23 protein-coding genes are annotated in these 23,781 nt (G+C 64.5%); 12 read left to right on the top strand and 11 right to left on the bottom strand.

Features of this window, described 5'->3' with window-relative positions:
* Genes ABCV34_RS05095 through iscA form a run of 3 tightly spaced genes read left to right on the top strand, consistent with a single transcriptional unit; the run spans nt 1 to nt 1,958 of the window.
* Complete coding sequence (locus tag ABCV34_RS05095) at nt 1-1,221, top strand: IscS subfamily cysteine desulfurase (protein ID WP_345798132.1); 1,221 nt, start codon at nt 1-3, stop codon at nt 1,219-1,221.
* Complete coding sequence (locus ABCV34_RS05090; RefSeq protein WP_345798131.1) at nt 1,221-1,607, top strand: iron-sulfur cluster assembly scaffold protein; 387 nt, start codon at nt 1,221-1,223, stop codon at nt 1,605-1,607. Before ABCV34_RS05095 ends, ABCV34_RS05090 begins: the two co-directional genes overlap by 1 nt.
* 27 nt (nt 1,608-1,634) lie before the next feature.
* Nucleotides 1,635-1,958 carry an iron-sulfur cluster assembly protein IscA gene (iscA, locus tag ABCV34_RS05085; protein ID WP_345798130.1) on the top strand — a complete coding sequence of 108 codons (324 nt, stop codon included), beginning with the start codon at nt 1,635-1,637 and terminating at the stop codon, nt 1,956-1,958.
* 123 nt (nt 1,959-2,081) lie between these two features.
* Here iscA and lysS read toward each other — a convergent pair whose 3' ends face one another.
* Together lysS and prfB are read right to left on the bottom strand one after the other, a co-directional pair.
* On the bottom strand, nt 2,082-3,599 hold the full coding sequence (lysS, locus tag ABCV34_RS05080; protein ID WP_345798129.1) for a lysine--tRNA ligase: 1,518 nt from the start codon (nt 3,597-3,599) through the stop codon (nt 2,082-2,084).
* Nucleotides 3,600-3,603: 4 nt separating this feature from the next.
* Nucleotides 3,604-4,708, bottom strand: a protein-coding gene (prfB, locus tag ABCV34_RS05075) for a peptide chain release factor 2 (RefSeq protein ID WP_345798128.1) whose coding sequence is annotated in 2 segments (ribosomal slippage) — nt 3,604-4,626 and nt 4,628-4,708 — 1,104 coding nt in all. Because the reading frame shifts where the segments join, the coding sequence is not laid out codon by codon here.
* Between the two features lie 166 nt (nt 4,709-4,874).
* On the opposite strand from prfB, the gene ABCV34_RS05070 reads away from it, so the two are divergent.
* Nucleotides 4,875-6,002: a tellurite resistance/C4-dicarboxylate transporter family protein gene (locus ABCV34_RS05070; protein ID WP_345798127.1), complete on the top strand. Its 1,128-nt coding sequence runs from the start codon at nt 4,875-4,877 to the stop codon at nt 6,000-6,002.
* Between the two features lie 3 nt (nt 6,003-6,005).
* On the opposite strand, the gene ABCV34_RS05065 is transcribed toward ABCV34_RS05070, so the two are convergent.
* The 6 genes from ABCV34_RS05065 to ABCV34_RS05040 form a co-directional block, all read right to left on the bottom strand.
* Nucleotides 6,006-7,652, bottom strand: coding sequence for a methyl-accepting chemotaxis protein (locus ABCV34_RS05065; RefSeq protein ID WP_345798126.1), 1,647 nt, complete (start codon nt 7,650-7,652; stop codon nt 6,006-6,008).
* A 100-nt stretch (nt 7,653-7,752) separates the two neighbouring features.
* Nucleotides 7,753-9,030 (bottom strand): TRAP transporter large permease, encoded by a 1,278-nt coding sequence (locus ABCV34_RS05060; RefSeq protein WP_345798125.1) that lies wholly within the window; start codon nt 9,028-9,030, stop codon nt 7,753-7,755.
* Nucleotides 9,027-9,566, bottom strand: a complete 540-nt coding sequence (locus ABCV34_RS05055) for a TRAP transporter small permease (protein WP_345798124.1) — start codon at nt 9,564-9,566, stop codon at nt 9,027-9,029. The genes ABCV34_RS05060 and ABCV34_RS05055 overlap by 4 nt, the downstream gene beginning before the upstream one ends.
* A 79-nt stretch (nt 9,567-9,645) precedes the next feature.
* Nucleotides 9,646-10,653: a TRAP transporter substrate-binding protein gene (locus ABCV34_RS05050; protein ID WP_345798123.1), complete on the bottom strand. Its 1,008-nt coding sequence runs from the start codon at nt 10,651-10,653 to the stop codon at nt 9,646-9,648.
* Between the two features lie 180 nt (nt 10,654-10,833).
* Nucleotides 10,834-12,390 carry a methyl-accepting chemotaxis protein gene (locus ABCV34_RS05045; protein ID WP_345798122.1) on the bottom strand — a complete coding sequence of 519 codons (1,557 nt, stop codon included), beginning with the start codon at nt 12,388-12,390 and terminating at the stop codon, nt 10,834-10,836.
* A 208-nt stretch (nt 12,391-12,598) separates the two neighbouring features.
* Nucleotides 12,599-13,120, bottom strand: a complete 522-nt coding sequence (locus tag ABCV34_RS05040; protein WP_345798121.1) for a hemerythrin domain-containing protein — start codon at nt 13,118-13,120, stop codon at nt 12,599-12,601.
* Between the two features lie 148 nt (nt 13,121-13,268).
* On the opposite strand from ABCV34_RS05040, the gene ABCV34_RS05035 reads away from it, so the two are divergent.
* The 4 genes from ABCV34_RS05035 to ABCV34_RS05020 all read left to right on the top strand — a co-directional run bounded on the left by ABCV34_RS05035 (nt 13,269) and on the right by ABCV34_RS05020 (nt 16,665).
* On the top strand, nt 13,269-14,045 hold the full coding sequence (locus ABCV34_RS05035; protein ID WP_345798120.1) for an ABC transporter ATP-binding protein: 777 nt from the start codon (nt 13,269-13,271) through the stop codon (nt 14,043-14,045).
* On the top strand, nt 14,042-15,037 hold the full coding sequence (locus ABCV34_RS05030; RefSeq protein ID WP_345798119.1) for an ABC transporter substrate-binding protein: 996 nt from the start codon (nt 14,042-14,044) through the stop codon (nt 15,035-15,037). The genes ABCV34_RS05035 and ABCV34_RS05030 overlap by 4 nt, the downstream gene beginning before the upstream one ends.
* Nucleotides 15,038-15,107: 70 nt before the next feature.
* Nucleotides 15,108-15,881 carry an ABC transporter permease subunit gene (locus tag ABCV34_RS05025; RefSeq protein WP_345798118.1) on the top strand — a complete coding sequence of 258 codons (774 nt, stop codon included), beginning with the start codon at nt 15,108-15,110 and terminating at the stop codon, nt 15,879-15,881.
* Nucleotides 15,874-16,665, top strand: a complete 792-nt coding sequence (locus tag ABCV34_RS05020) for a transporter substrate-binding domain-containing protein (protein WP_345798117.1) — start codon at nt 15,874-15,876, stop codon at nt 16,663-16,665. Before ABCV34_RS05025 ends, ABCV34_RS05020 begins: the two co-directional genes overlap by 8 nt.
* A gap of 1 nt (nt 16,666) precedes the next feature.
* Here the strand turns inward: ABCV34_RS05020 and infA are convergent, their stop codons facing one another.
* Complete coding sequence (gene infA / locus ABCV34_RS05015; protein WP_345798116.1) at nt 16,667-16,933, bottom strand: translation initiation factor IF-1; 267 nt, start codon at nt 16,931-16,933, stop codon at nt 16,667-16,669.
* A gap of 333 nt (nt 16,934-17,266) precedes the next feature.
* Here infA and ABCV34_RS05010 point away from each other — a divergent pair, with 333 nt between their 5' ends.
* The gene (locus tag ABCV34_RS05010) at nt 17,267-18,175 is read left to right on the top strand and encodes a DMT family transporter (RefSeq protein ID WP_345798115.1); all 909 of its coding nucleotides are present in this window, start codon (nt 17,267-17,269) and stop codon (nt 18,173-18,175) included.
* A 30-nt stretch (nt 18,176-18,205) separates the two neighbouring features.
* Here ABCV34_RS05010 and recJ read toward each other — a convergent pair whose 3' ends face one another.
* Together recJ and ABCV34_RS05000 are read right to left on the bottom strand one after the other, a co-directional pair.
* The gene (gene recJ / locus ABCV34_RS05005) at nt 18,206-19,903 is read right to left on the bottom strand and encodes a single-stranded-DNA-specific exonuclease RecJ (RefSeq protein ID WP_345798114.1); all 1,698 of its coding nucleotides are present in this window, start codon (nt 19,901-19,903) and stop codon (nt 18,206-18,208) included.
* Entirely contained in the window at nt 19,891-20,802 is a 912-nt protein-coding gene (locus ABCV34_RS05000) for a hypothetical protein (RefSeq protein WP_345798113.1), read from the bottom strand. The genes recJ and ABCV34_RS05000 overlap by 13 nt, the downstream gene beginning before the upstream one ends.
* A 40-nt stretch (nt 20,803-20,842) precedes the next feature.
* Here ABCV34_RS05000 and ABCV34_RS04995 point away from each other — a divergent pair, with 40 nt between their 5' ends.
* The 3 genes from ABCV34_RS04995 to ABCV34_RS04985 all read left to right on the top strand — a co-directional run bounded on the left by ABCV34_RS04995 (nt 20,843) and on the right by ABCV34_RS04985 (nt 23,735).
* On the top strand, nt 20,843-22,114 hold the full coding sequence (locus tag ABCV34_RS04995; protein ID WP_345798112.1) for a lipoprotein-releasing ABC transporter permease subunit: 1,272 nt from the start codon (nt 20,843-20,845) through the stop codon (nt 22,112-22,114).
* Complete coding sequence (locus ABCV34_RS04990) at nt 22,107-22,802, top strand: ABC transporter ATP-binding protein (RefSeq protein ID WP_345798111.1); 696 nt, start codon at nt 22,107-22,109, stop codon at nt 22,800-22,802. The genes ABCV34_RS04995 and ABCV34_RS04990 overlap by 8 nt, the downstream gene beginning before the upstream one ends.
* A 72-nt stretch (nt 22,803-22,874) precedes the next feature.
* Nucleotides 22,875-23,735 carry a TatD family hydrolase gene (locus ABCV34_RS04985; RefSeq protein WP_345798110.1) on the top strand — a complete coding sequence of 287 codons (861 nt, stop codon included), beginning with the start codon at nt 22,875-22,877 and terminating at the stop codon, nt 23,733-23,735.
* Nucleotides 23,736-23,781 lie beyond the last annotated feature (46 nt).

The raw sequence follows: 23,781 nt of genomic DNA, 5'->3' as shown, positions 1-23,781 counted from the left end.
ATGCCGCAGGATCTGTCATCGGATCGTCCCATTTATCTCGATTATTCCGCCACGACCCCGGTTGACGACCGGGTCGTGCAGGCCATGATTCCATGGCTGGGCGAACGTTTCGGCAACGCGGCATCGCGCAGCCATGCCTGGGGTTGGGACGCTGAAGACGCGGTCGAGCGTGCCCGCGCACAGGTGGCGGGCCTGATCCACGCCGATCCGCGTGAGATCGTCTGGACGTCGGGTGCCACGGAATCCGACAACCTCGCGATCAAGGGTGTGGCGGAATTCCATGCGGCGCGGGGACGGCATATCGTCACTGCCCGTACTGAGCACAAAGCCGTTCTGGACGCCTGTCAGGCGCTGGAACAGCGCGGGTTCGAGATCACCTACCTGGACGTCGACAGCGGCGGTCTGGTCGATCCGCAGGTTCTGCGGGACGCCCTGCGGCCCGACACCATCCTCGTATCCGTCATGCTGGTGAACAACGAGATCGGAGTCGTGCAGGACATCGCCGCGCTGGCGGCCCTGTGCCGTGAACGCGGCATCCTGTTTCACACCGATGCGGCGCAGGCCACAGGCAAGATTCCTGTCGATGTCCGCGCCCTGGACGTCGATCTGATGTCACTGTCGGCCCACAAGACCTATGGCCCCAAGGGTATCGGTGCCCTGTATGTGCGTCGCAAGCCCCGCGTGCGCCTGGAGGCGCAGATCCACGGGGGGGGCCATGAACGGGGCATGCGCTCCGGTACGCTGGCCACGCATCAGATCGTCGGCATGGGCCAGGCCTATGCCTTGGCCGCCGAGTCCATGGCCGACGAGGTCCCGCGCATCCGGGCGCTGCGAGACCGCCTGTGGGACGGTCTGCGCGATCTGCCGGATGTCTATCTGAACGGGGATCCGGATCGTCGGGTTGCCCATACCCTGAATTTCAGCGTGGCCCACATCGAAGGCGAGGCGCTGCTCATGTCCATTCCGGAGCTGGCCGTGTCCACCGGGTCGGCTTGTACTTCGGCCAGCCTCGAACCCTCCTACGTGCTGCGGGCGCTGGGCCGCAGCGACCCGTTGGCGCACAGTTCCCTGCGGCTCACCCTGGGGCGGTACACTACCCAGAAGGACGTTGACTGTGCGGTGCGGCTGTTGCGCACGCAGATCCAGCGCCTGCGGGAACTTTCTCCTCTATGGGAAATGCGCCAGCAGGGGACCTTGTCTGCCTGGGCAGAGGCGCACTGATGGCTGGCCCAACATATGGACCCCAGGTCCTGGATCATTATCTGCATCCGCGCCATGTCGGGTCTTTGGATCCTCAGGATGCGCAGGTTGGCACCGCGCTGGTCGGGTCACCCGAACTGGGCCAGGTCCTGAAGCTGCAGATCCGCCTGCGGGACGGAACGATCGAGTCGGCCTGCTTTCGGGCTTTCGGTTGCGGGGCGGCGATCGCCGCAGGGTCCCTGGCCACCGAATGGCTGCAGGGCCGCAGCCTGGATCAGGCGCTGGCGATCCGTAGTCAGGATTTCGTCCAGGCGCTGGATCTGCCGCCGGCCAAGTTGCACTGCGCGTTGCTGGCCGAGGACGCCATCCGTGGTGCGGTCACGGATTACACACAGAAGCATTCCTGAACACTGATTTCTATTGTCGAGGTCATCATGGCAATCACACTGACACAAGCGGCGGCGGAACACATCCAGCGCCATCTCGAAAAGCGTGGCAAGGGGCTGGGCCTGCGCCTGGGCGTCAAACCGTCCGGCTGCTCGGGCATGTCCTACCTGCTGGAATATGTCGACGATCAGGGGCTCGACGACACGATCTTCGATCAGTTCGGCGCCCGTCTTTACGTGGACTCCGGCAGCCTGCCCTATCTGCAGGGCACGGAACTGGATTATGCCCGCGAAGGGCTCAACGAGGGCTTCCGCTTTCGCAATCCCAACGAAAAGGCCGCCTGCGGCTGCGGCGAATCGTTCACGGTTTAGGGTTGGTCGGCCGATTCCGGGGCCGCCACGCGCACGAGTGCCGGGGCACCCCGGGGCCGGGAACGCATCCAGGACACAAGAAAGGCCGGTTACCCGGCCTTTCTTGTGTCCGCATCGCGGTGTTCAGTCTTCCCGTCGCAGGTGGGGGAACAGGATGACGTCGCGGATATTGGCGCTGTCGGTCAGCATCATCACCAGGCGGTCGATACCGATGCCGCAGCCCCCGGTCGGCGGCATGCCGTATTCCAGAGCCCGCACGTAGTCGGCGTCGTAGTACATGGCTTCCTCGTCGCCGGCGTCCTTCGCCGCAACCTGGGCCTGGAAGCGGGCCGCCTGGTCCTCCGGATCGTTCAGCTCGGAAAAGCCATTGGCGATCTCGCGGCCGCAGGCAAACAGTTCGAAGCGTTCGGTGATGCCGGGCTGTGTGTCCGAGGCACGGGCCAGCGGCGAAACCTCGACCGGATAGTCGACGATGAAAGTCGGATGCCACAGCTGGGATTCCGCCGTTTCCTCGAACAGGGCCAGTTGCAGCGCACCCAGCCCCGCATGGGCCAGCGCCGGCCCGGCCACGTCGGCCCCCAGGCGGCGCAATTCGGTGCGCAGGAATCCCGTGTCCTGAAGTTGTGCCGGCGCATAGGTGGGGGCGTACTTCAGGATGGCCTCGGTGATGGTCAGCCGGTCGAAGGCGCGCCCAAGGTCGAGGGGACGTTCCTGGTAGGTCAGGCTCGTGGTGCCGCAGACGCGCAGGGTGGTTTCCCGGATCAGCCCTTCTGTGTAGTCCATCAACCAGCGGTAGTCGGTGTACGCCGCATAGAATTCCATCATCGTGAATTCCGGGTTGTGGCGCGGACTGACCCCCTCGTTGCGGAAGTTGCGGTTGATCTCGAACACCCGTTCGAATCCGCCGACGATCAGTCGCTTGAGATAAAGTTCCGGCGCAATGCGCAGGTACATCTCCATGTCCAGCGCATTGTGGTGTGTGATGAACGGTTTGGCCGCCGCCCCGCCGGGGATGGGGTGCAGCATTGGCGTCTCGACTTCCAGGAAGTCGGCCTCGGTCATGACCTGACGGATGGCATTGATGATGCGGGTGCGCGCCAGGAAGGTCTGGCGGGTTTCCTCGGTCATGATCAGGTCCACGTAGCGCTGCCGGTAGCGCAATTCCTGGTCGGCGACGCCGTGGAACTTGTCGGGCAGCGGGCGCAGGGACTTCGTCAGCAGGCGCAGCGACTCCACCCGCAGCGACAGTTCGCCCTTGTGTGTCTTGAAGACCTGGCCCTCGGCGCCCACGATGTCGCCGATGTCCCAGGACTTGAAGGCGGCGTAGGTTTCGTCGCCCAGAACGCCCCGGTCCAGATACAGCTGCAGGCGGCCGCTGGTGTCCTGCAAGGTGGCGAAGCTGGCCTTGCCCATGACGCGTTTGAGCATCATGCGTCCGGCGACGCGGGCGCGCCGCCCCTGGGCCTGCAGCGTGTCCGCGTCCAGGGCGTCACAGTCTTCGTGCAACTTCGCGGCGTGCGTGTCGGGGTGAAAATCGTTGGGGTAGGCGGGCCCGCCTTCGCGCAGGACGGCCAGTTTGGCGCGCCGCTCCGCGATCAGGCGGTTCTCATCCGGAGTTTGGGCTTCGGTTTGCGATGTCATCGATTCAAATTCCCTGTTTCAGGCTGGCCGTGATGAAGGGATCCAGGTCGCCGTCCAGGACCTTTTGCGTATTGGAGATTTCCACACCGGTGCGCAGATCCTTGATGCGGCTCTGGTCCAGCACGTAGGAGCGGATCTGATGCCCCCAGCCCACGTCGCTCTTGGAGTCTTCCAGCTTCTGCTGTTCGGCCATGCGGTTGCGCATTTCCAGTTCGTACAGGCGGGACTTCAGCATCTGCATGGCTTCGGCGCGGTTGCGGTGCTGGGAACGGTCGTTCTGGCACTGGACCACGATGCCGGTCGGATTGTGCGTGATGCGTACGGCCGAGTCGGTCTTGTTGATGTGCTGACCGCCGGCGCCGCTGGCGCGGTAGGTGTCGATGCGCAGGTCGGCCGGGTTGATCTCGATCTCGAAGGAATCGTCGATTTCCGGATAGACGAAGACGCTGGCAAAGGACGTGTGCCGGCCGTTGGAGGAGTCGAAGGGGCTTTTGCGCACCAGGCGGTGGACGCCGGTTTCCGTGCGCAGCAGGCCGTAGGCGTACTCGCCCTCGAATTTGACCGTGGCCGATTTGATGCCGGCGACTTCACCCTCGGAGACCTCCAGGACTTCGGCCTTGAAGTCCTTGCGTTCGCCGTAGTGCAGATACTGGCGCAGCAGCATGGAGGCCCAGTCCTGAGCCTCGGTGCCGCCGGCGCCGGCCTGGATGTCCACGAAGCAGTTCAGTGGATCCGCCGGGTTGGAGAACATGCGGCGGAATTCGAGTTCCTCGAGGCGCACGCCCAGGGCCGCGCAATCCTGTTCGATGGCGACCAGGGTGGCGTCATCGTCGTCCGCGCTGGCAAGTTCGAACAGGTCGCGGGCGTCGAGCAGACCGCGTTCCAGGTCGGTCAGTGTCCCGACGACGGTTTCCAGGGATTTTTTCTCGCGGCCCAGATCCTGGGCGTGCGGCGGATCGTTCCAGACGTCCGGGCTTTCGAGTTCGGCATTGACGACGAGCAGGCGTTCGGCCTTCGCATCGTAGTCAAAGATACCTCCGGAGGATGGCCTGACGCTCGAGGTAGTCCTCGATGTGCGTGCTGATCTGGTTCTGGCGTTCGGCTTCCATGTGGGGTTCCTGTGATGGCGTGATGTTTGGTTCAGGTCAAACCGCGCGGCGACAAAAGGCTGGGCCACCGGACGGCGGCCGCATTACACTGCGAGGACAATCCATCATTTTAACGCGCCCGCGCGCGGTGTCCGATCACGGCTTGCGGCAGACAGGAGAGATCCGTATGGATGGGGGGGATGCGCATGACCGGAGCCCTGTGCCGGTGTTGACCGGCGGTTCGGCCTTGCTGGAAAACCGACATGCCGGAAAGGGTAGGGGTGAGGGTCTGCGCGATCGTCTGGCCGATCTGTCGCCCGCCTATTTTGGGCTGGTGATGGCCACAGGCATCATCTCGTTGGGGGCCGGCATGATGGAGCGCCCGCTGATCGCCCGGATACTGTTCCTGCTGAACATTGTCCAGTACGGGGTGCTTTGCGTGCTGTATGTTCTGCGGGCCGTCTATCATCCGCGCCGCTTCTTTGGCGACATGGTCAGCCATTTGCAGGGGCCGGGCTATTTCACCTGCGTTGCGGCGACCGGCATTCTGTCCGGCCAGTTCATCGTGCAGGCCGACAGCGTGCGGATGGGCTTTGCGCTGTGGCTGCTGGCAGTCGTCCTGTGGATCGGCCTGACCTACACGATCTTCACCGCCTTTACGGTGAAATCCGACAAGCCGACGCTGGACAAAGGCATCAGCGGCGGTTGGCTGCTGGCCGTGGTGGCGACCCAGTCGCTGGCCGTCTCCAGCGCGCTGCTGGCCGCCCGCATTGGACAGCCGTTCCGCCTGGAACTGAATCTGATGGCGTTGTCCATGTGGTTGTGGGGCGGCATGCTGTACATCTGGATGATGTCGCTGATCTTCTACCGCTATGTCTTTTTCCGCTTCTCCCCGGGGGATCTGTCGCCGCCATATTGGATCAACATGGGCGCAATGGCGATCTCCACACTGGCCGGTTCCCTGCTGATCCTGAATGCGCCGCATGCCCCCTATCTGGTGTCGCTGCTGCCTTTCCTGAAGGGATTCACGGTGTTCTATTGGGCCACCGGGTCCTGGTGGATTCCGATGCTGCTGCTGTTGGGGGTCTGGCGCTACGGCTTTCAGCGCTTTCCGTTCCGGTACGATCCTTTGTACTGGGGCGCGGTCTTCCCGCTGGGCATGTATGCGGCCAGCACCTGGCAGATGGACCGGGCCATGGAATTCGGCTTTCTGGCGGGCATGCCCCGGGTGTTCCTGCACATTGCGCTGTTTGCCTGGCTGGCAACCTTCATCGGTATGGTGCGCTCCTTGCTGCGGGTCGGGCGCATTCCCTGAGACTCATTGGGCGTATTCGATGCGGGCGATCGTCGGGGTCTGGACACCGGCGTCCAGCCGGAACTGCGCCAGGGTCTGGTGCAGCTTGCCGACCTTGGATCGCTGTTCGGCGACGACCTGGGCGGTGCCTTCGGCCTGCGCTGTGCCGCGCGCGCCCATGGCTTCCAGGTTCTGGGCGGCCTGGGCTGTTTCGTGGATGGCCTGCGCCTGCCGCTGTGTGGCGGCTGTGACCTCGTCCATGATGGTACGGCTGCGTTCGGTGGCCTGCACGACCTGGGCCATCGCCTGATGGGCGTCGTGTGCCAGACGGCCGCCTTCGCGGCTGTTGTTCACGGCCTGGCGGACTGCGGCCTGAATGGTTTCGGTTGCTGTCTGGCAGCGTTGAGCCAATGATCGAACTTCGGCCGCCACGATGGCGAAGCCCCGGCCGTGGCTACCGGCATGGGCGGCTTCGACGGCGGCATTGAGGGCCAGCAGATTAGTCTGGAAAGCGATTTCCTCAATCTGTTGTGCTGCCGATTCGATGCGCAGGCCATCGTCGGCGATGTCGGAGACGGCTCGCTCCAGTCGGGCCACGGCTTCCGATCCCGCCTGTGCCTGGTGGTCGCTTCGCTCGCTCAGCTGCCGGGCCTCGTTGGCCCGGTCGTGGTTCTGGCGCACGGCGTCATCCAGGCTGTGCATGGCGGCCGATACCTGGGTGGCCATCAGACATTGAGCATGGCTGTCCTGCAGAACAGCGCCCTGGCTGATCGACAGCTGACCGGCACTGGCGTCGACTTGTGTGAAATGATCCACTACTTCACACAGCGTTTGATTCAGACCGGCGCGGATGCCTTCCAGGGCGTCCATCAATCTGCCCATTTCGTCTTTGCCTCCGCGTTCGATGTCGATTGCGAGGTTGCCGGCCGAGAGGTGGCTGGCCAGCGTGACGCTCCGGTCCAGCGGGCGTTTGATCGAGCGATAGAGGCCGAGCAGCGCGCCGGTGCTGCACAGCATCAGCGCCAGGATGGCCGCGATGGCGGTGTGGCCGGCCGATTCGCCGGCGGTGGCCGCTGCCTGGACGCGTTGCTGCATCCGCTGGGCCTGCCTGGCGTCGAGGTTGGCGATCAGGGTCGAGATGGCGGATTCCGCTTCCGTGTATTGCTGACTGAAAACCAGGGCTTTTGCCATCAGGGCGTTGGGCAGGGCGATCCGGACGCCCCCCTTGCCGTCGTCGAGTTCGCCCTTTGCGGTACCCATGGCCTCGCGTTGGATACGGCTCAGGGCCAGCAGACGCGTGTGCGCTTCTTCGAGAAGCGCCAGTTCATTTGCGTCGAAGTCGGCCGTGCGGAAGCGGTCCAGCGCGCTTGACTGGATGCCCGCGGCATCCGGCGCACGGCCTTCCAGAATCGCCAGGTCCGCGAGATAGCGTTGTTCGAATTCGGGTTGTTCGCTGGCGACGAATGCCATGGCGTTGCGGCTCAGGGCGTTGGCCAGTGTCTGGTACTGGGTGGCTAGACGGGTCGCTTGGTAGCGGGCGGTTTCGGTGGTCCGCAGGGTGTCGGCGGTCCGCAGCAGATGGAGAACGGCGCTCAGCACCAGGGCGGTGCAGAGAGCCAGCAGGCAAAAAAACAGGATGAATCGAACTTTTAGTGTGAATGCAGGCCGCATGTGCCTGTCTCCCCGGCGGATAGGCCTGGGCCGGGTGGCCCAGGCACGCCGGGAATTATGGGTGTTGCATGTGACACCCATGTGTCAGCGGGTCGGATCGTCAGCCAAACAGCCCCGGCAGCCAGAGGCTGACGGCTGGCACGTAGGTGATGAAGACCAGATAGGCGAGCAGCAGCGCGAGCCATGGCATGGCGGCGCGGATGACGCCGCCGATGCTCATTGTGGTGATGCCGGCCGTCACGAACAGATTCAGCCCGACGGGTGGGGTCACCATGCCGATCTCGAGGTTCACGACCATGATGATGCCCAGGTGCACGGGGTCGATGCCGAGTTCCATAGCGATCGGGAACAGGATCGGCGCGAGAATCAGGATGATGCCGGTGGGCTCCATGAAGGCGCCGGCCACGAGCAGCAAGATATTGACCACGATCAGGAATTGCCAGTCGCTCATGTCCCAGGCGATGATCTGCTCGGCGATCGCCTGCGGGATGCGCTCGGTGGTGAGCACATGCGCGAACAGCAGCGCGTTGGCGATGATGAACATCAGCATGATGGTCACCTTGGCCGCGTCGACCAGGACTTCGGGTACCTGCTTCATGCCGATGTCGCGGTACACGAAGACGGCGATGAAGAAGGCGTAGACCGCCGCGACGGCCGCTGCTTCGGTGGGTGTGAACACCCCGCCGTAGATACCGCCCAGGATGATGACGATGAGCAGGAGCCCCCAGATCGAGTCGCGTGCGGCGGCCGAGACTTCGCCCAGGCTGGCGCGCGGCTGGCGTGGCATGTTGCGCATGCGCGCCACGATGTAGATGGCGACCATCAGCACGAGGCCCAGTAGTAGCCCAGGCACCACGCCAGCCATGAACAGTGCGCCCACCGAGGTTTCGGTCACCGCGCCGTAGACCACCATCACGATGGACGGCGGGATCAGGATCCCCAGCGTGCCGGCGTTGCAGATGACGCCCGCGGCAAATCCCTCGGAATAGCCCGCGCGCACCATGCCGGCGATCACGATCGAGCCCACAGCGACCACCGTGGCGGGCGAGGAGCCCGAGACCGCGGCAAACAGCACGCAGGCCATGACCGAGGCGATCGCCAGCCCGCCGTGCAGGTGGCCCACCGAGGCGATGGCAAAGCGGATCATGCGCTTGGCTACGCCGCCCGTGGTCATGAAGGCCCCGGCCAGGATGAAGAAGGGGATGGCCATGAGCGTGAAGTGCTCGGAGGTCTCGTAGAGCTTGAGTGAGAGCGAGGCGAGCGAATCGGTGCCAAAGGCCAGGATGGTCAGCAGGGACGACAGGCCCAGCGCCACGGCGACCGGCAGCCCCATGAACATGAACAGGAACAGCAGGAGGAACAGGGCAATCGTGGTCATTGCTGGTCTCCCGGGGTTTCGTCACTGCGGTATTTCATGGCATCGGCGACCTCGTCGCCCAGCAGCGACGCGTGGCCGCCGCGCAGCAGATTCCAGAGCACTTCGCCAAAACGCCAGATGAGCAGGGCGAAGCCCAGCGGCAGGACGACGCGCGGCAGCCACTGGGGAATGGGCAGATCCTGCGCCATGATGCCGATCATGTGGATCTTGCTGACGTAGACCCAGCTGCCGTAGAGCACGATCGCCGCGTAGACGATGCACAGCAGCGTGCTGACGATGGCTAACTTGTGCGCCGCGTGCTTGGGCAGCAGGCGGATGAAGGCATCGACGCCGATGTGCGCGCCGACGCGCACGCCGTAGGCCATGCCCAGGAAGATGAGAGCGCCGAAGCTGTATATGGTCAGCTCCAGCGCCCAGACAAAACTGTAATTGAAGACGTAGCGGGCGATGACCTGGGCAAAAGTGACCAGGGTCATCACCGCCAACAGGAAGGCGATCAGGCCTTCCTCGATGTGTTCCAGCCAGTTTCTCAACATGGTTGAGGGACTCCTTGATTCCGGATGTGAAACGGCCGCTGAAGAGCGGCCGTATGGGGCGGCAACGGTCTGGCCGGCCTTACGACGGCTGGTTCGAGGCGACCGCGGAGTCGATCAGGTCTTTGCCGATGCCGCTTTCGAATTTTTTCCAGACAGGCTGCATGGCGGTCCGCCAGGCGGCCAGGTCTTCCTTGGACAGAGTCTGGATCTTGGCCTTGCCGGCGTCGGCAATACGCTGCCGGTCCCGTTCGTTGATGTCGGCGGCCAGCCTGTTGGCGTGCTCTGTCGCGCCTGCCATGGCTTTTTGCAGGGCCTCGCGCACGTCAGCCGGCAGGCCAGCCCACCAGCCGGAATTGGTGATGACCATGTAGTCCAGCACGCCGTGGTTGGTGTAGGCGATGGTCTTCTGAACCTCGTGGAATTTCTGCGAGTAGATGTTCGACCACGGGTTCTCGGCCCCATCCACCACGCCCGTCTGCAGGGCCTGATAGACCTCGGAGAAGGCGAGCTTCTGCGGATTGGCGCCCAACTGGCGGAACTGTGCCTCGAGCACGTCGGAGGCCTGGATGCGGAACTTCAGGCCCTTGATGTCTTCCGGTCGGGCCAGTTTGTCCTTGTTGTCGGACATCTGCTTCAGGCCGTTGTGCCAGTAGGCCAGTCCCTGAATGCCTTTGGACTTCATGGAGTCCAGCAGACCGAGGCCAGCCGGGCTGGCCTGGAAACGATCCACGGCCGCCATGTCGTCGAACAGGAAGGGCAGATCGAAAATCTGGATCTTCTTCGTGTAGCGATCGAATTTTGCCAGCGAGGGTGCGATGATGTGCACGTCGCCCAGCAGCAGGGCTTCCATTTCCTTGCCGTCGCCAAACAGCTGCGAGTTCGGGAACACCTGAACCTCGATCTTGCCGGGCAGGGCGGCTTCGGCCAGTTCCTTGAATTTCAGGGCACCCTGGCCTTTCGGGGTGGAGTCGGCCACCACGTGGCTGAATTTGATGACGATGGGGGCGGCGTGAGCGGTGACGGCGGCCAGTCCCAGGGTCAGGGACAGGCCGACAGCGGCGGCGAGACGAGTAGTCGCGAATTTCATTGAGGGGGTTCTCCGGAATGGCAGCGCACCCCAAAGGTTCGGAGTGGCCGGCTGACAGGTTGCTGACTGAACGGCAACTGAACGTGCCCGAGTGTATTGAGAATTTTCAATCGAATCGATTGGTGAAAACCACAATACACATTGCCGGAGACCCGGCCCGGCGGGGCCATCTTCATGGAGTTACGCGCGGCCGAGCGCGGCCTGCGGCAGCTTGAACAGCGCAACCGCCTGCGCCAGCTGCTGTGCCTGATCCCGCAGGGCCTGGGCGGCTGCGGCGGCCTGCTCGACCAGCGCGGCGTTCTGCTGGGTGACACCATCCATCTGGGATACCGCGACGTTGACCTGCTCGATGCCACTGGCCTGTTCCTCGGATGCGGTCGAGATCTCGCCCATGATCCGGGTGACTTCCGACACCGCTTCGACGACTTCGCGGATGGTCGCACCTGCGGCGGCGACCTGATCGGTGCCTACCGAGACCTTCTGCACCGAATCCTCAATCAGGGTCTTGATTTCCCGGGCGGCGGCGGCGCTGTTCTGCGCCAGTACGCGGACTTCGGAGGCCACGACGGCAAAGCCCTTGCCTTGTTCCCCGGCTCGGGCGGCCTCGACCGCGGCATTGAGCGCCAGAATGTTGGTCTGGAAAGCGATGTTGTCGATCACGCCGACGATGTCCGCAATGTGCGACGAACTGTCGGCGATGGTCGTCATGGTCTTCACGACGCCTTCGACGGCTTCGCCGCCACGCTGCGCGACGCTCGATGACTGCGTGACCATCGAGTCGGCCCGGTGGGCATGCGCGGCATTCTGCTTGACGGTCGCTGCCAGCTGTTCCATGCTGGCGGCGGTTTCCTGCAACGATGCAGCCTGTTCCTCGGTCCGGCTGGACAGGTCGGTGTTGCCGGCCGAGATTTCCCGCGTGCCGACATGGATTTCCTGCACGCCCGAGCGCACCTGGGCGACCAGTCTGACCAGGCTGTCCTGCATGGCCTTCAGCGACGCTAGCAGGCGGCCGACCTCGTTGCGGCCGTCTGTCGCGATCCGGCTGGTCAGGTCGCCTGCCGCGATGCGTTCGAACAGTGCGCCGGCTTCCCGCAGTGGCCGCATGATCAGGTGGCGTGTCATCAGGTTGACGCCGACGGCGACGATCAGGCTGACGAGCAGCGTGATGACCAGAACGGTCGAGAACAGCGCGTGGTACGAGGCGATGCTGTGCATCGTATCCCGCCCGTCCGCTTCGGCATCGGCGATGAAGGTATCGCGCACCGCCATGTAGTCATCCTGCACCTTCTGGGTGCCCTGCTTGAGGTAAGCCTGCATGTCGCCCCGCGTCAGGACGCGGTCCACGCTCTTGAGATTGTCGCTGTAGCGCCGGTAGGCCTGCAGGTAGGGAGTGATCGCCTGCCGGTCCGCATCCACGAGGCTTTGCTCCATCTCGGCGATGTTCTTGTCCGCCGAGGCGATGTGCTTGCGCGCGCTCAGCAGCGGTCCATTCTCCTCAGGTTGCTTCTGCGCGACGCGCATCGAGTAGCGACTCAAATCGGTACGCGCGGCCACGAGCGACAAGGACGCCGCGTTGACCGCGTTGCTCTGGCGGATGCCGCTGCGGTAGAGGTTCTGCACGTTGTCGTTGATGTGATTGAGCGCCCAGTATCCAAGGCCGCCCAGCAGGACTTGCAGTCCCATGAACACCAGGACGAATGCCAGCAGGGCATGAGCGATTTTCACGTTTTTCAGCATGGGTATCTTTCTCCGTAGAAACCATGACCCCGCCGAGGCCTGACTGCCATCGGGATGGGGTTGGGGGGGGGGCGGGCCGACCTCGTGACGGAGATTATTTCACGTTGAAACTAAGGGTAAATACCTAGAAAACATCGGGATTCACGGCTTGTTTCCGTGTTCCGGGCTGTGTTCCCGTGCCCTGGCTCAGGCGGGCCAAGGCTGTGTATCAATAGCCTGGTGGGTGTGTGTCGCTGAAGCCGGTTTCGCAGGCTCGTGCCAGATCCGCCAGGGCGGCATCGTCCAGCAGGCGCCCTGCCATGGGCAGAAGTTCCTCGTCGGCGAGTTGCAGGTAGGCGAGAAATCCCTCTACCCAGGCGGTCAGCGGGGCAGCATCAGGGTGAGGTTGCATCAGTTCGGCACGGATCGCCTGGTGCCAGCGATGGTCGAGATCCGCACCCTGACGGATCAGCCCCTGCGTCATGCCCTTCAGGCACACCGCGTCGGAACCGGCCATCGACTCGATCAGCGCCGGAAACAGGATCTGTTCCAGGATGTGGCGCTGCGCCTGGGCGGGGCCATCGATCCAGGCGATCGCCGCCTGAACCGAGGCGGGGTCCGGGGGGCGGGCACCGGGCACCAGTATCCGGAGTTGCCGGCGGGTATCGGCATGGCTGGCGATCAGGCGCGCGATTGGATCCTGAGGGCTAAGGTTGACCATGGCGGCTTCCGCAGACTGCGAGGCTTTCATGGTAGCGCTTTTTCATTATTTCTTATGGAAATAATGAAATCATAAATTTGTTGTTGTTATGTATTAAGGGTAGTCGTTAAAGTTTCGAGTATCCATTCAATGACAGGTCATCCGGAGTGCCATTGCACCGGGTGGGCAGGTACAAACGATGAATCTTTCCTTCAGGCAGGTTGAAAAACAGTTCGGTGATCTGCGGGTCGTCGATCGTTTCGATCGGGATATCGCACCGGGCGAGCTGGTCGCCCTGGTCGGGCCGTCCGGTTGCGGCAAATCGACGTTGCTGCATCTGGCCGCCGGCCTGGAAAAACCGAGTGCCGGTCAGGTGCTGGCCGATGGCCAGGTCATCCGGCGCCCGGATCCCCGCCGGATGCTGATGTTTCAGGAAAATGCCTTGTATCCCTGGCTGACGCTGGTGCAGAACGTGGCGATGGCCCTGGAATTGCAGAAGGTCAGCCGTGCCCAGGCACATGAGCAGGCGCTGGTCTGGCTGGACAAGGTCCGCCTCAAGGGTTTCGAAGACTATTTTCCCCATCAGGTCTCGGGTGGCATGCGCCAGCGCTGCGCGCTGGCGCGCGCGTTCATCACCCATCCCGAGGTCCTGCTGCTGGATGAGCCGTTCGGCGCGTTGGATGCGCTGACCCGCATGACGCTGCAGGATGCCCTGCGTACGCTGATCCGCGAGACCCGGCCGACTGTCTTGCTGGTGACGCACGACGTGGACGAGGCGCTGTTTCTGGCTGACCGCATCCTGGTGTTCAGCGCGCGACCGTCGCGTCTGCTGAAGGAATTCCAGCTGTCGGACGACGACAAGACCCATGACCTGTCGAACTATGCCGATACGCGCCGGGAAATCCTCGGCCTGCTGGGCATTGTCGACGATTCGCACTCATCTTCCCATTCCATTCCCGAGGAACTTGCAGCATGAAATTCAGCCGTGTATTGATTCCCGCGCTGGCGGCGCTGACCCTGGCGTCCCAAGCCCTGGCTGCCGAACCCTTTAAGGTCGGCTATATCCGGGTCATGGACGATGCGCAGGCCATCACCGCCTACGAGGGCAAGTTCTACGAGAAGCAAGGGCTGGACGTCCAGTTGGTCGAGTTCAAGTCGGGGACGGATCTGATCAAGGCCATCGTTGGCGGTCAGCTGGACACCGGCGTGCTGGGTTTCACCAACGCGGCTTCCTGGTCCTCACGGGGGGCGGACCTGAAGGTCGTAGCCGGCGCGCAGCGCGGCTACCACGCCCTGGTGGTGCGCGATGACGCCGGCATCAAGACAGTGGCGGATCTGAAAGGGCATACACTGGCTTCGCAGAAGGAAGGCAGCACGGCCGACACAGTCCTGCGAGGCGTCGTCCTGAAGAATGCGGGACTGAAGCCGGATGATCTGTCCATCCTGGGCGTCAGCCCTCAGGTGGCGGTGCAGTCCCTGGTGGGCAAGCGCGTCGATGCCGCGTTCCTGTTCGAACCTCAGGCGAGCATTGCTCAACTGATCGCCCCGGTAAAGCAGATCTACGAGATCGGCGAAGTCTGGCCTTTCCCCTGCATGGTGACGATCACGTCCGGCGAGACGCTGAAGAACCGTAAGGACCTGGTCTGGAAGTCGCTGGACGCCCAGCGCGAGGCGATCGAGTTGCTGCAGCAAAAACCCGACCAAGCCGCGAAGCTGATCGCCGGCTATTTCATCGCCGAACCGACGCTCAAGACGCTGCACAATGGCGACGTGCCGCGCGAGCAGGTCATCAGCAAGGCCATCAAGACGCAGACCTTCGGTGCGGCCCTGACACCCAAGGACCTGAGCCGCATGCAGGAAGTCGCCGACATCATGCAGGCCCAGGGGGCGCTCAAGACGCGGGATGGCAAACCCTACGATGTGAGATCCATCGTGGATCTGGACTGGCAGCACGCCCGCCAGCTTTGATCAGATGCAATAATTGCATCTTCGCTGGTTTCCTTCCCATGGCCGGGCTTGCCCGGCCATGCTGCTGATCATGAGTAAGAAAAGACGAGTTTCATCCGCCGGCCGCAAACTGGCCATGCTGGTCGCGATCGCCGCCATCCTGCTGATCTGGCAGATGGCGGCCTGGACGCTGCCCGATTTTCTGATGCCGGGAGTGCCTGTGGTGCTGCAGCGCGTCTGGCACGATCTGCAGACCAGCGAATTTCGCGCCATCCTGGCGGGCAGTATGGGGCGCCTGGGGGTCGGATACGGCTTTGCCCTGTTGTTTGGCATCGGTTTTGGCTTGGCCGGCGGCCTGCTGCTGTTCTTCCGCGAAGTCCTGAAGTCGGCCATCATCGTGCTGCAGTCCATTCCCTCGATTGCCTGGGTACCGCTGTTTCTGATCCTGATGGGCTTTGGCAACATCCCGATCATCGTCGTGATTGCCCTGGCGGCGTTCTTTCCGGCGGCGCTGTCGGTGATGAATGCCACGGAAAGCGTGCTGCAGACCCATGTGTCGGCTGCCCGGGTGATGGGCGCGAGCGCCTGGGACATGGTGCGGCGCGTCTATCTGCCCGCCGTCATGCCGGAACTGATCACCGGGTCGCAGCTGGCTTTCGGGAATGCCTGGCGGGCGCTCATTTCCGCCGAGATGCTGATCGGCTTTGGCCAGGGACTGGGACGGTCGCTGGCCTATGCGGGCGAGACGGCCGACATGGTCGGCGTCATGGCCAACATCCTGACGATCGCGATCCTGGCAACCTTGATCGATCAGGTCTTTCTGGAAAACATCAAGCGCAGGGTGTTGCGGTATCAGTATGTGTAAGTCGGGGTGTAGTGCCGCGTGGCGTGTCGGGCGGGCGGCGCTGGGTGTGTTGATGGTGTGCGCCGCTTCTGTGGCTGGTGCCGACATGCGGGGGCCGGACGGCTGGAGCCTGGGCGTGGCCGAGGTGCCAGCCACACCGGTTCCGGGCGCCAAGCCGCGTACGCCTGCCCGGATCGAAGTCCTGGCCGGGCAGGCCGCCGAGGGCAGCGCACCGCTGCAGGCCATGGCTCCGGCGGAAGCTGTGGAGGCCGTCCGGAATGGGCGGCTGGATGCCTGGGTCGGCGTGATAACGGATGATGTCCGGCTGCCTGGCATGCTGCCGCGCAAGCGCCTGGACTGGTCCGCCAGCCCCATGGCGATCCTGCGCACCGATACCGACATTCATGACTGGTCCGCCTTGGCCGGCCGGACGGTGTGTCTCAGTGCCGATGGCCGTTATGTGGGGGAACTTGCGGCGCGTTTTGCCGCGATCGAGCAGGTCTACCCGTCAGCCACCGATGCCTTGCTGGCCTTGCGCACCGGGCAATGCGATGCGGCGGTCCAGGACGAGGGCTTTCTGCGACAGTTGTTGAAGTTTCCCGAGTGGCGCAAATTCTCGGCACAACTGGCGCCATATCGTCCGGTGATGCTGGAACAAATCCAGCGCCCCGATCTGCCCCAGGTCACCCGGCAGGCCCTGCGGCAGGCCCTGGAACCCGCCCGGCTGCGGGATCTGGCGCGGGATCAGGCAAAGACGATCGCCTTCGAGGTCTATCTGGATCAGACGGTCCCCGATTGCCACTGATTCAGCGGCGGTTGTTGCTGCGGTGTGCCGTCGTGGCGCCGGGAGCGCGGTTCAGGTGGCGGAAGGTGATGCGGCCTTTGCTGAGGTCGTAAGGCGACATCTCGAGCGTGACCTTGTCGCCCGCCAGGATGCGGATGTGGTGCTTGCGCATCTTGCCGCCGGTATAGGCAATCACCGGGTGGCCGTTGTCCAGGGTGACGCGAAAGCGTGAATCCGGCAGGACTTCGGTGACGGATCCTTGCATTTCGAGCAGTTCTTCTTTGGCCATGTCATGTGCTCCGTAAGGTGATCAAACCATCAGCGGACAGGCGCGGCGCGCGCCGACCGGAACCGGGCGGGCGACGAAGTCGCAAGGGTGATCAGAAACCAGGCAGGGGTGTAAACCCCAGAGAGGCAGCAGGCGTTGCGCCCGCCAAAGCAGCCGGAGGACCCGGCCAAGGCTGAAAACCGCTGATGAAACAGTTGGTTATCTTAAAGCTTGAAGATGTGTTATGTCAAGAAATAAATGGAAGGACAGGGACTGCCGCCAGAATCGCGTCCGGGTGGGTCATCCGTGCCGGGCGGTTAGAATCCAGGCTGGCGGATTGTGGAAGAATGGTTCATGAATGAAAGGTTGACTCCCGGCACGGTGGCGCTCCTGCTGATTCCACCTGTGCTGTGGGCGAGCAATGCCGTGGTCGGGCGCGCCGTTGTGCATCTGGTGCCGCCGCTGACCCTGAATTTCCTGCGCTGGGCGGTGGCACTCCTGTTGCTGCTGCCGCTGGGCTACCGGGTCCTGAGACCGGGCAGTGACATCTGGCGCCAATGGCCGCGTTACGCGCTGCTGGGGCTCCTGGGGGTCGGGTTGTACAACTCGCTGCAGTATCTGGCGCTGCACACGTCCTCGCCGATCAATGTCACGCTGGTGATGGCCAGCATCCCGGTGTGGATGCTGATCGTCGGACGTGTGTTTCACGGGGTGGCCATCCGTCCGGGGCAGGTGGTGGGCTCCGTCCTGTCGCTGGCCGGGGTGGCGACGGTGCTGTCGCATGGGGAATGGACGCAATTGTGGTCGCTGCACTTTGTTCCGGGCGACCTGCTGATGGTGTTGGCCACGTTCATCTGGGCCGTCTACAGCTGGCAGCTGACACGCGTGCCGGCCGATGCGCCGGTGCGTGCGCACTGGGCGGGCTTTCTGCTGGGGCAGATTCTGTATGGGGCTGCCTGGTCGGGCTTGTTTGCCGCGCTGGAATGGGGACTGACGGACTGGCATGTCGTCTGGGGCTGGCAACTGGCGCTGACTGTGGCGTTCGTGGCGATCGGGCCGGCGGTGATTGCGTTTCGCTGCTGGGGCGCCGGTGTGCAGCGGGTGGGACCGACGCTGGCAGGGTTTTTCAACAATCTGACGCCGTTGATTGCCGCACTGCTGTCGCTGGCCTTGCTGGGGGAACGACCGCATCCCCACCATGCCGTCGCGTTTCTGCTGATCATCGGCGGCATTGTGTTGTCGTCGCGCCGCAAGGCTGCATGAGCGCGGATGCGGCCGGCCTGGCCGACGCGCTCAGGCCGCGCGGGCGTGCTCGATCAGTAATTGCACCATCGTCTGTCCGCCCCAGGTATTGCGCTCCAGCCGGTAGACGGCTTCGATCTCACCTGGCAGCGGTTCGGCGTGGTTGAACCAGATGGCGTCCAGGCGCAGCCCGTCGCGTTCCAGAAAGAGCTTCAGGTGGCGGTCTTTCAGCAGCCGCTGGTGGACGATGCGGAAGCGATCCTGGAACAGGGGAGGCGCGAAGCCGGAGCCCCAGACCTGATGAGCCAGCAGAGCGGCCGTGTCGGCCGTCATGTAGGTGGCTTCCAGTGAGCCGTCGGTTTCCAGGCAGGGTTCGAAGGCATCGCGGCCGCTGAGGGTGCGCACGGCCGCGTCGAACTGGCGGGAAAAATCGTCGAAAGCGTGTTTGCGCAGGGTCAGGCCTGCGGCCATGGCGTGGCCGCCGAACTGCAGGATGGCGCCGGGCAGGCGCTTTGAAACCAGATCCAGGGCATCGCGCAGATGGACTTCGGGGATCGATCGCCCCGAACCGCGCAGGGTATCGGCATCGTCAGGTGCGAAGGCCAGGGCGGGGCGCCAGTAGGTTTCCTTCAGGCGGGATGCCACCAGACCGATCACGCCCGGGTGCCAGCCTGGTTGCCAGACGCAGACGCTCGCAGCCAAAGCCTGGGCGGTCGCGTCCAGATGCGCCAACGCCTCGTCGCGCATCTCGGTTTCCCGGGTGCGTCGTTCGCGGTTGATGGCATCCAGCGCCTGAGCCAGTTCCCGGGCCCGGACCGGGTTGTCTTCCAGCAGACAGTGAATGCCCAGGCTCATGTCGGCCATGCGGCCTGCGGCATTGATGCGCGGCCCCAATGCAAAACCCAGGTCGTCGGTGCCCGCCTGTCCGGGATCGCGTCCGGCGACTTCGAACAGGGCTTCGATTCCCGGCTGCATCCGCCCCTGGCGGATGCGCTGGAGGCCCTGGGTGACCAGCAGCCGGTTGTTGGCGTCCAGCCGTACCACGTCGGCGATCGTGCCCAGAGCCACCAGATCCGTGTAAGCGTCCAGCCGGGGGCCGCCCTGGGCAGGCAGCGTGCCGCGTTCGCGCAGCTCGGCGCGCAAGGCCAGCAGGACGTAGAAAATGACGCCCACGCCGGCCAGATGCTTGGACGGGAATCCGCAGCCGGCCTGATTCGGGTTGACGATCGCCAGGGCGTCGGGCAACCGGTCGCCGGGCAGGTGATGGTCGGTCACGATCACCTGGATGCCGGCTGCGCGGGCTGCCGCCACGCCGTCGATGCTGGCGATGCCGTTATCGACAGTGATCAACAGATCCGGCTTGCCCGCCGGGTGGCGGCAGGCCAGCTCGACCACGGCGGGGGACAGGCCGTAGCCGGTCTCGAAGCGGTTGGGCACCAGAAAATCGGCCTGGGCGCCCATGGCGCGCAGGCCTCGGATCGCGACGGCGCAAGCCGTGGCGCCATCGCAGTCGTAATCGGCCACGATCAGCAGCTTCCGATGGGCAGCGATGGCGTCCGCCAACAGCCGTGCCGTGTCGCGGACGTGGGTGAGCTGCACCGGCGGAATCAGCGCCGACCAGTCCGTGGCGGCGGGCTGCGCCAGTCCGCGTGCGGCCCAGAGGCGTGCAAGCAGCGGATGGACGCCGGCCTCGGCCAGCGCCTGGGCGCGTTGCCGGCTGGCGGCGCGCGGGCGGATCAGCGGCTGCACCACCAGCGCCTCCAGTCCTGTGTTCGCCAGCGGGCCAGCCAGCCACCCTGCACGGTGATCGTTGCGTAGCGGTCCCGGCCGGTCAGTACCAGGGTCGGGGTGTCTTGCGTCAATGCGGCCAGACAGCCGTGTTCCAATTGCGCCAGCGCCTCGATCCAGCCGCCCCAGTCCTGGCTGGTGGCAAAGCCTTCCAGCGCGGTCTCGATCCGCAAGTCGGCCGGCAGCAGGCGCGTCAGTTGCCCGCGGCGGGCCCCGCCGTAGAGCCAGAGGCTGTTGATCGGCGCCTGGCCAGCCTCGAGACGCGCCTGGTTGACCGGATGCTCGAACCAGGCCATCTGCAGGCTGTTGACCAGGCGGCGCCAGGGGCGCGCGACCGGGTCCTGAGGCCACCAGTCATTGACGGCGCTGACGGCCACCAGGGCCGGGCTGGCGCAAGGCAGCCGTACCGCATCCGGCCAGCGCACGCGCCACGTGTCGGGACGCAGGAATTCGAGCTGCGGGCCGCCGTCTTCCAGCTGTTCGCGGGCGGTCCGCAGCAGGGATTCCGATTGTTCCGCCGTGATGCCCAGGGTATCGGCCGGCAACAGTGCGGCACCGTCGCGTGACGGTGACATATGGATGAGTTCGGCCAGCCAGACCGGTTCGTCGTCCTGGACGCCGGCGCGCAAGGGCCCCAGACCTGCGCTAATATGCTCAGCTTGCGTCGTCACGAAGCCGCGCGCCTGCAGCAGCCAGTGTTCCAGGGGAGTGCACCAGGTGTCCGCCGCGGGGCTGGGGGTCTGTGCGACTTTTCCCCGACCGAGCCAGCGTGCCAGGGTAGGCGCGCGTTGCGCCAGATGGGGCGCCAGTTCGGCGGCCACTTCAGGATCGGGCCAGGCCCCGGGAATGACGATATGCATGCCGGAATTGTAGAGTCAAACGGATCGGAATACAGAACACATGGCCTATGAGTGGTGGATCGGGGCCCGTTATGCGGGGCTGGCCCGGACTGGGCGGGGCGGTCGTCGGGGAGACCGTTTCGTCTCCTTCGTGGCAGCGAGCTCCATGGCCGGAATCGGCCTGGGGGTGGCTGCTCTGATCATTGTCCTGTCGGTCATGAACGGTTTTCAGACGCAGGTGCGCGACCGCATGCTGTCGGTGCTGCCCCACATCGAACTCTTTGTACCGGGTGCCGATCACCAGCAGGTGCTGGACCATTGGCAGGATCTGGCGCGCGCGGCCGAAGGGGATCCCGAGGTCCGGGGTGCCGCGCCCTTCGTGGCGGCCCAAGGCATGCTGGCGCGGGGGCAGGGGCTCAGCGGCGTGCAGGTGCGGGGCATCGATCCCGCCATCGAATCCAAGGTCTCGGACCTGAAGGGGCAGATGGAATCGGGTTCGCTCGACAGCCTGACGCCCGGCTCGTTCAACATGATCGTCGGCAGCCAGATCGCGCAGTCCCTGGGGTTGACGGTGGGAGACACCGTGCTGCTGCTGGCGCCTCAGGGATCGATCTCCCCGGCGGGTTTCGCCCCGCGCATGCGCCAGTTCACCGTGTCCGGCATTTTCGCCACGGGCTACTACGAATATGATGCGACGCTGGCCTTTGTTGATGTACAGGATGCGGCGCGGGTGTTTCGCGACAGCGGCGTCAGTGGTGTGCGCCTGCGCATCGCCGACATGCAGCGCGCGCCCGAGGTCGCCCGGCAGCTGCTGGGCCTGATGCCGTCGGGCGTGCGGGCCATGGACTGGACGCAGAACAACCGCACCTGGTTTGCCGCCGTGAAAACCGAAAAACGCATGATGTTTCTGATCCTGGCGCTGATCGTGGCCGTGGCCGCCTTCAATCTGCTGTCCTCGCTGGTGATGGCGGTCAAGGACAAACAGTCCGACATCGCGATCCTGCGCACGCTGGGCGCGACGCCAGCCGAAATTGCCCGCATCTTCCTGGTGCAGGGGGCGCTGATCGGGGTGGTCGGCACGGCGGCGGGCGTACTGTTCGGGACCCTGGCTGCCTACAACATCGACGTCATTGTGCCGTGGATCGAACGCCTGTTCGGTGTGCATTTCCTGCCACAGCAGATTTATTTCATCAGCGAACTGCCGTCCAATCCGCAGGTCGGCGATATCGTGACCATCGGCGTGACCTCGCTCGTGCTGTCGCTGCTGGCGACGCTCTATCCCAGCTGGCGGGCATCCCGCCTGCAACCCGCCCAGGTACTGCGCCATGACTGAAGCCCCGCAACCCGCCGCCACGGTGCTGCGCGCCGAGCATCTGGTCAAGACCTACGACGAGGGGGCGGGCCGCGTCGAAGTCCTGCGCGACGTGAACCTGTCGGTGCATGCGCACGAGATGGTCGCCATCGTCGGTGCTTCCGGATCGGGGAAAAGCACGCTGTTGCACGTGCTGGGCCTGCTGGATCAGCCCGATGAGGGGCACTTGTGGATTGCGGGCGAGGCGGCCGGCGGCCTGAACGAACGCAAGCGCAGTCAGTTGCGCAATCGGGCGCTGGGCTTCGTCTACCAGTTCCATCACTTGCTGCCGGAATTCTCCGCGCTCGATAATGTGGCGATGCCGCTCATCGTGCGCCGCTGCTCGCGGGCCGAAGCCCGTGAACAGGCGCATGGCCTGCTGGCGCAGGTGGGTCTGCGCGACCGCGCGACGCATTTTCCCGGTCAACTCTCGGGTGGCGAGCGCCAGCGAGTGGCTTTGGCGCGCGCGCTGGTGACCCAGCCCGCCTGTGTGCTGGCCGACGAACCCACCGGCAATCTGGACCGCCACACGGCGGACGCGATGTTCGAGTTGCTGGGGCGCATCAATCGGGATCTGGGCACCGCCTTCGTCATCGTGACGCATGACCCAGCGCTGGCTGCACTGGCGCATCGCCAACTGCACATGCAAGCGGGGCATCTGGAGGGCTGATGGTTTCCCGCGTCCGGCGGTACGGGCAGCGGGGCGTTCCGGGGGTTTCCTATCGCTTGGATGGAGGCGTCTATGCTCATCGACACCCACTGCCATCTGGATGCGGCCGAATTCGATGCCGACCGGACCGAAGTCATCGAGCGGGCGCATCGGGCGGGCGTGGGTGGCATCGTCATCCCCGCCGTGTGCGCGGACAATTTCCAGACCGTGCGGGATCTGGCCTGGTCCGTGCCGGGGGTCTGTTATGCGCTGGGTATCCACCCCCTCTATGTGGATCGGGCGGATGCTGCCAGCCTGGCCGCGCTGGAGGACCGCCTGTCGGCCTGGCGGGATGATCCGCGCCTGGTCGCGATCGGGGAAATCGGCCTGGATTTCTTTGTACCGGAACTCAATACCCCCACGCTGCGGGCGCGTCAGGAAATGTTTTACACGCGCCAGCTGGACCTGGCGCAGCGCTTTGACCTGCCGGTGCTGCTGCACGTGCGCCGATCCCAGGACGTCCTGCTCAAGCACCTGCGACGTCGTCCCGCCATCGGCGGGATCGCGCATGCTTTCAACGGCAGCTTTCAGCAAGCCGGACAGTTCCTGGACCTGGGTTTCGCACTCGGGATGGGCGGGGCGATGACCTTCGATCGGGCGCTGCAAATCCGGCGGTTGGCCACGCAACTGCCGCCGACGGCGCTGGTGCTGGAAACCGATGCGCCGGACATGCCCCCCGCCTGGCTGGGGCGGGGTGCGGATGGTTGCCCGCAGCCCGCGCGCAACGAACCTGCCGAAGTCGCCCGGATCGCCGACTGCCTGGCATCGCTTCGGTCCGAGCCGCGCAATACCGTGATTGCCCAGTGCGCCCGCAACGCGGCGCGGGTGCTGCCGCGGCTCGCGGCATTCTTGTCGATGTCGAATCCGGCTTCCGATGTGACAAAACTGACATAAGGGCCTGGTTTTGTCCCGCCTCCGGGTCTTAGTGTCTCCTGTCGGG

The organism is Castellaniella sp. MT123, assembly GCF_039614765.1.
Taxonomy (GTDB): Bacteria; Pseudomonadota; Gammaproteobacteria; order Burkholderiales; family Burkholderiaceae_B; genus Castellaniella.
The sequence above is the reverse complement of the archived record's forward strand: the minus strand, read 5'-3'. Positions and strand labels throughout refer to the sequence as shown.

Bases quoted from the DNA above. Each gene is read 5' to 3' on its own strand.
- ABCV34_RS05095 (WP_345798132.1), top strand. From the start codon at position 1: ATGCCGCAGGATCTGTCATCGGATCGTCCCATTTATCTCGATTATTCC.
- ABCV34_RS05090 (WP_345798131.1), top strand. From the start codon at position 1,221: ATGGCTGGCCCAACATATGGACCCCAGGTCCTGGATCATTATCTGCAT.
- iscA (WP_345798130.1), top strand. From the start codon at position 1,635: ATGGCAATCACACTGACACAAGCGGCGGCGGAACACATCCAGCGCCAT.
- lysS (WP_345798129.1), bottom strand. From the start codon at position 3,599: ATGACATCGCAAACCGAAGCCCAAACTCCGGATGAGAACCGCCTGATC.
- ABCV34_RS05070 (WP_345798127.1), top strand. From the start codon at position 4,875: ATGGATGGGGGGGATGCGCATGACCGGAGCCCTGTGCCGGTGTTGACC.
- ABCV34_RS05065 (WP_345798126.1), bottom strand. From the start codon at position 7,652: ATGCGGCCTGCATTCACACTAAAAGTTCGATTCATCCTGTTTTTTTGC.
- ABCV34_RS05060 (WP_345798125.1), bottom strand. From the start codon at position 9,030: ATGACCACGATTGCCCTGTTCCTCCTGCTGTTCCTGTTCATGTTCATG.
- ABCV34_RS05055 (WP_345798124.1), bottom strand. From the start codon at position 9,566: ATGTTGAGAAACTGGCTGGAACACATCGAGGAAGGCCTGATCGCCTTC.
- ABCV34_RS05050 (WP_345798123.1), bottom strand. From the start codon at position 10,653: ATGAAATTCGCGACTACTCGTCTCGCCGCCGCTGTCGGCCTGTCCCTG.
- ABCV34_RS05045 (WP_345798122.1), bottom strand. From the start codon at position 12,390: ATGCTGAAAAACGTGAAAATCGCTCATGCCCTGCTGGCATTCGTCCTG.
- ABCV34_RS05040 (WP_345798121.1), bottom strand. From the start codon at position 13,120: ATGAAAGCCTCGCAGTCTGCGGAAGCCGCCATGGTCAACCTTAGCCCT.
- ABCV34_RS05035 (WP_345798120.1), top strand. From the start codon at position 13,269: ATGAATCTTTCCTTCAGGCAGGTTGAAAAACAGTTCGGTGATCTGCGG.
- ABCV34_RS05030 (WP_345798119.1), top strand. From the start codon at position 14,042: ATGAAATTCAGCCGTGTATTGATTCCCGCGCTGGCGGCGCTGACCCTG.
- ABCV34_RS05025 (WP_345798118.1), top strand. From the start codon at position 15,108: ATGAGTAAGAAAAGACGAGTTTCATCCGCCGGCCGCAAACTGGCCATG.
- ABCV34_RS05020 (WP_345798117.1), top strand. From the start codon at position 15,874: ATGTGTAAGTCGGGGTGTAGTGCCGCGTGGCGTGTCGGGCGGGCGGCG.
- infA (WP_345798116.1), bottom strand. From the start codon at position 16,933: ATGGCCAAAGAAGAACTGCTCGAAATGCAAGGATCCGTCACCGAAGTC.
- ABCV34_RS05010 (WP_345798115.1), top strand. From the start codon at position 17,267: ATGAATGAAAGGTTGACTCCCGGCACGGTGGCGCTCCTGCTGATTCCA.
- ABCV34_RS05000 (WP_345798113.1), bottom strand. From the start codon at position 20,802: ATGCATATCGTCATTCCCGGGGCCTGGCCCGATCCTGAAGTGGCCGCC.
- ABCV34_RS04995 (WP_345798112.1), top strand. From the start codon at position 20,843: ATGGCCTATGAGTGGTGGATCGGGGCCCGTTATGCGGGGCTGGCCCGG.
- ABCV34_RS04990 (WP_345798111.1), top strand. From the start codon at position 22,107: ATGACTGAAGCCCCGCAACCCGCCGCCACGGTGCTGCGCGCCGAGCAT.
- ABCV34_RS04985 (WP_345798110.1), top strand. From the start codon at position 22,875: ATGCTCATCGACACCCACTGCCATCTGGATGCGGCCGAATTCGATGCC.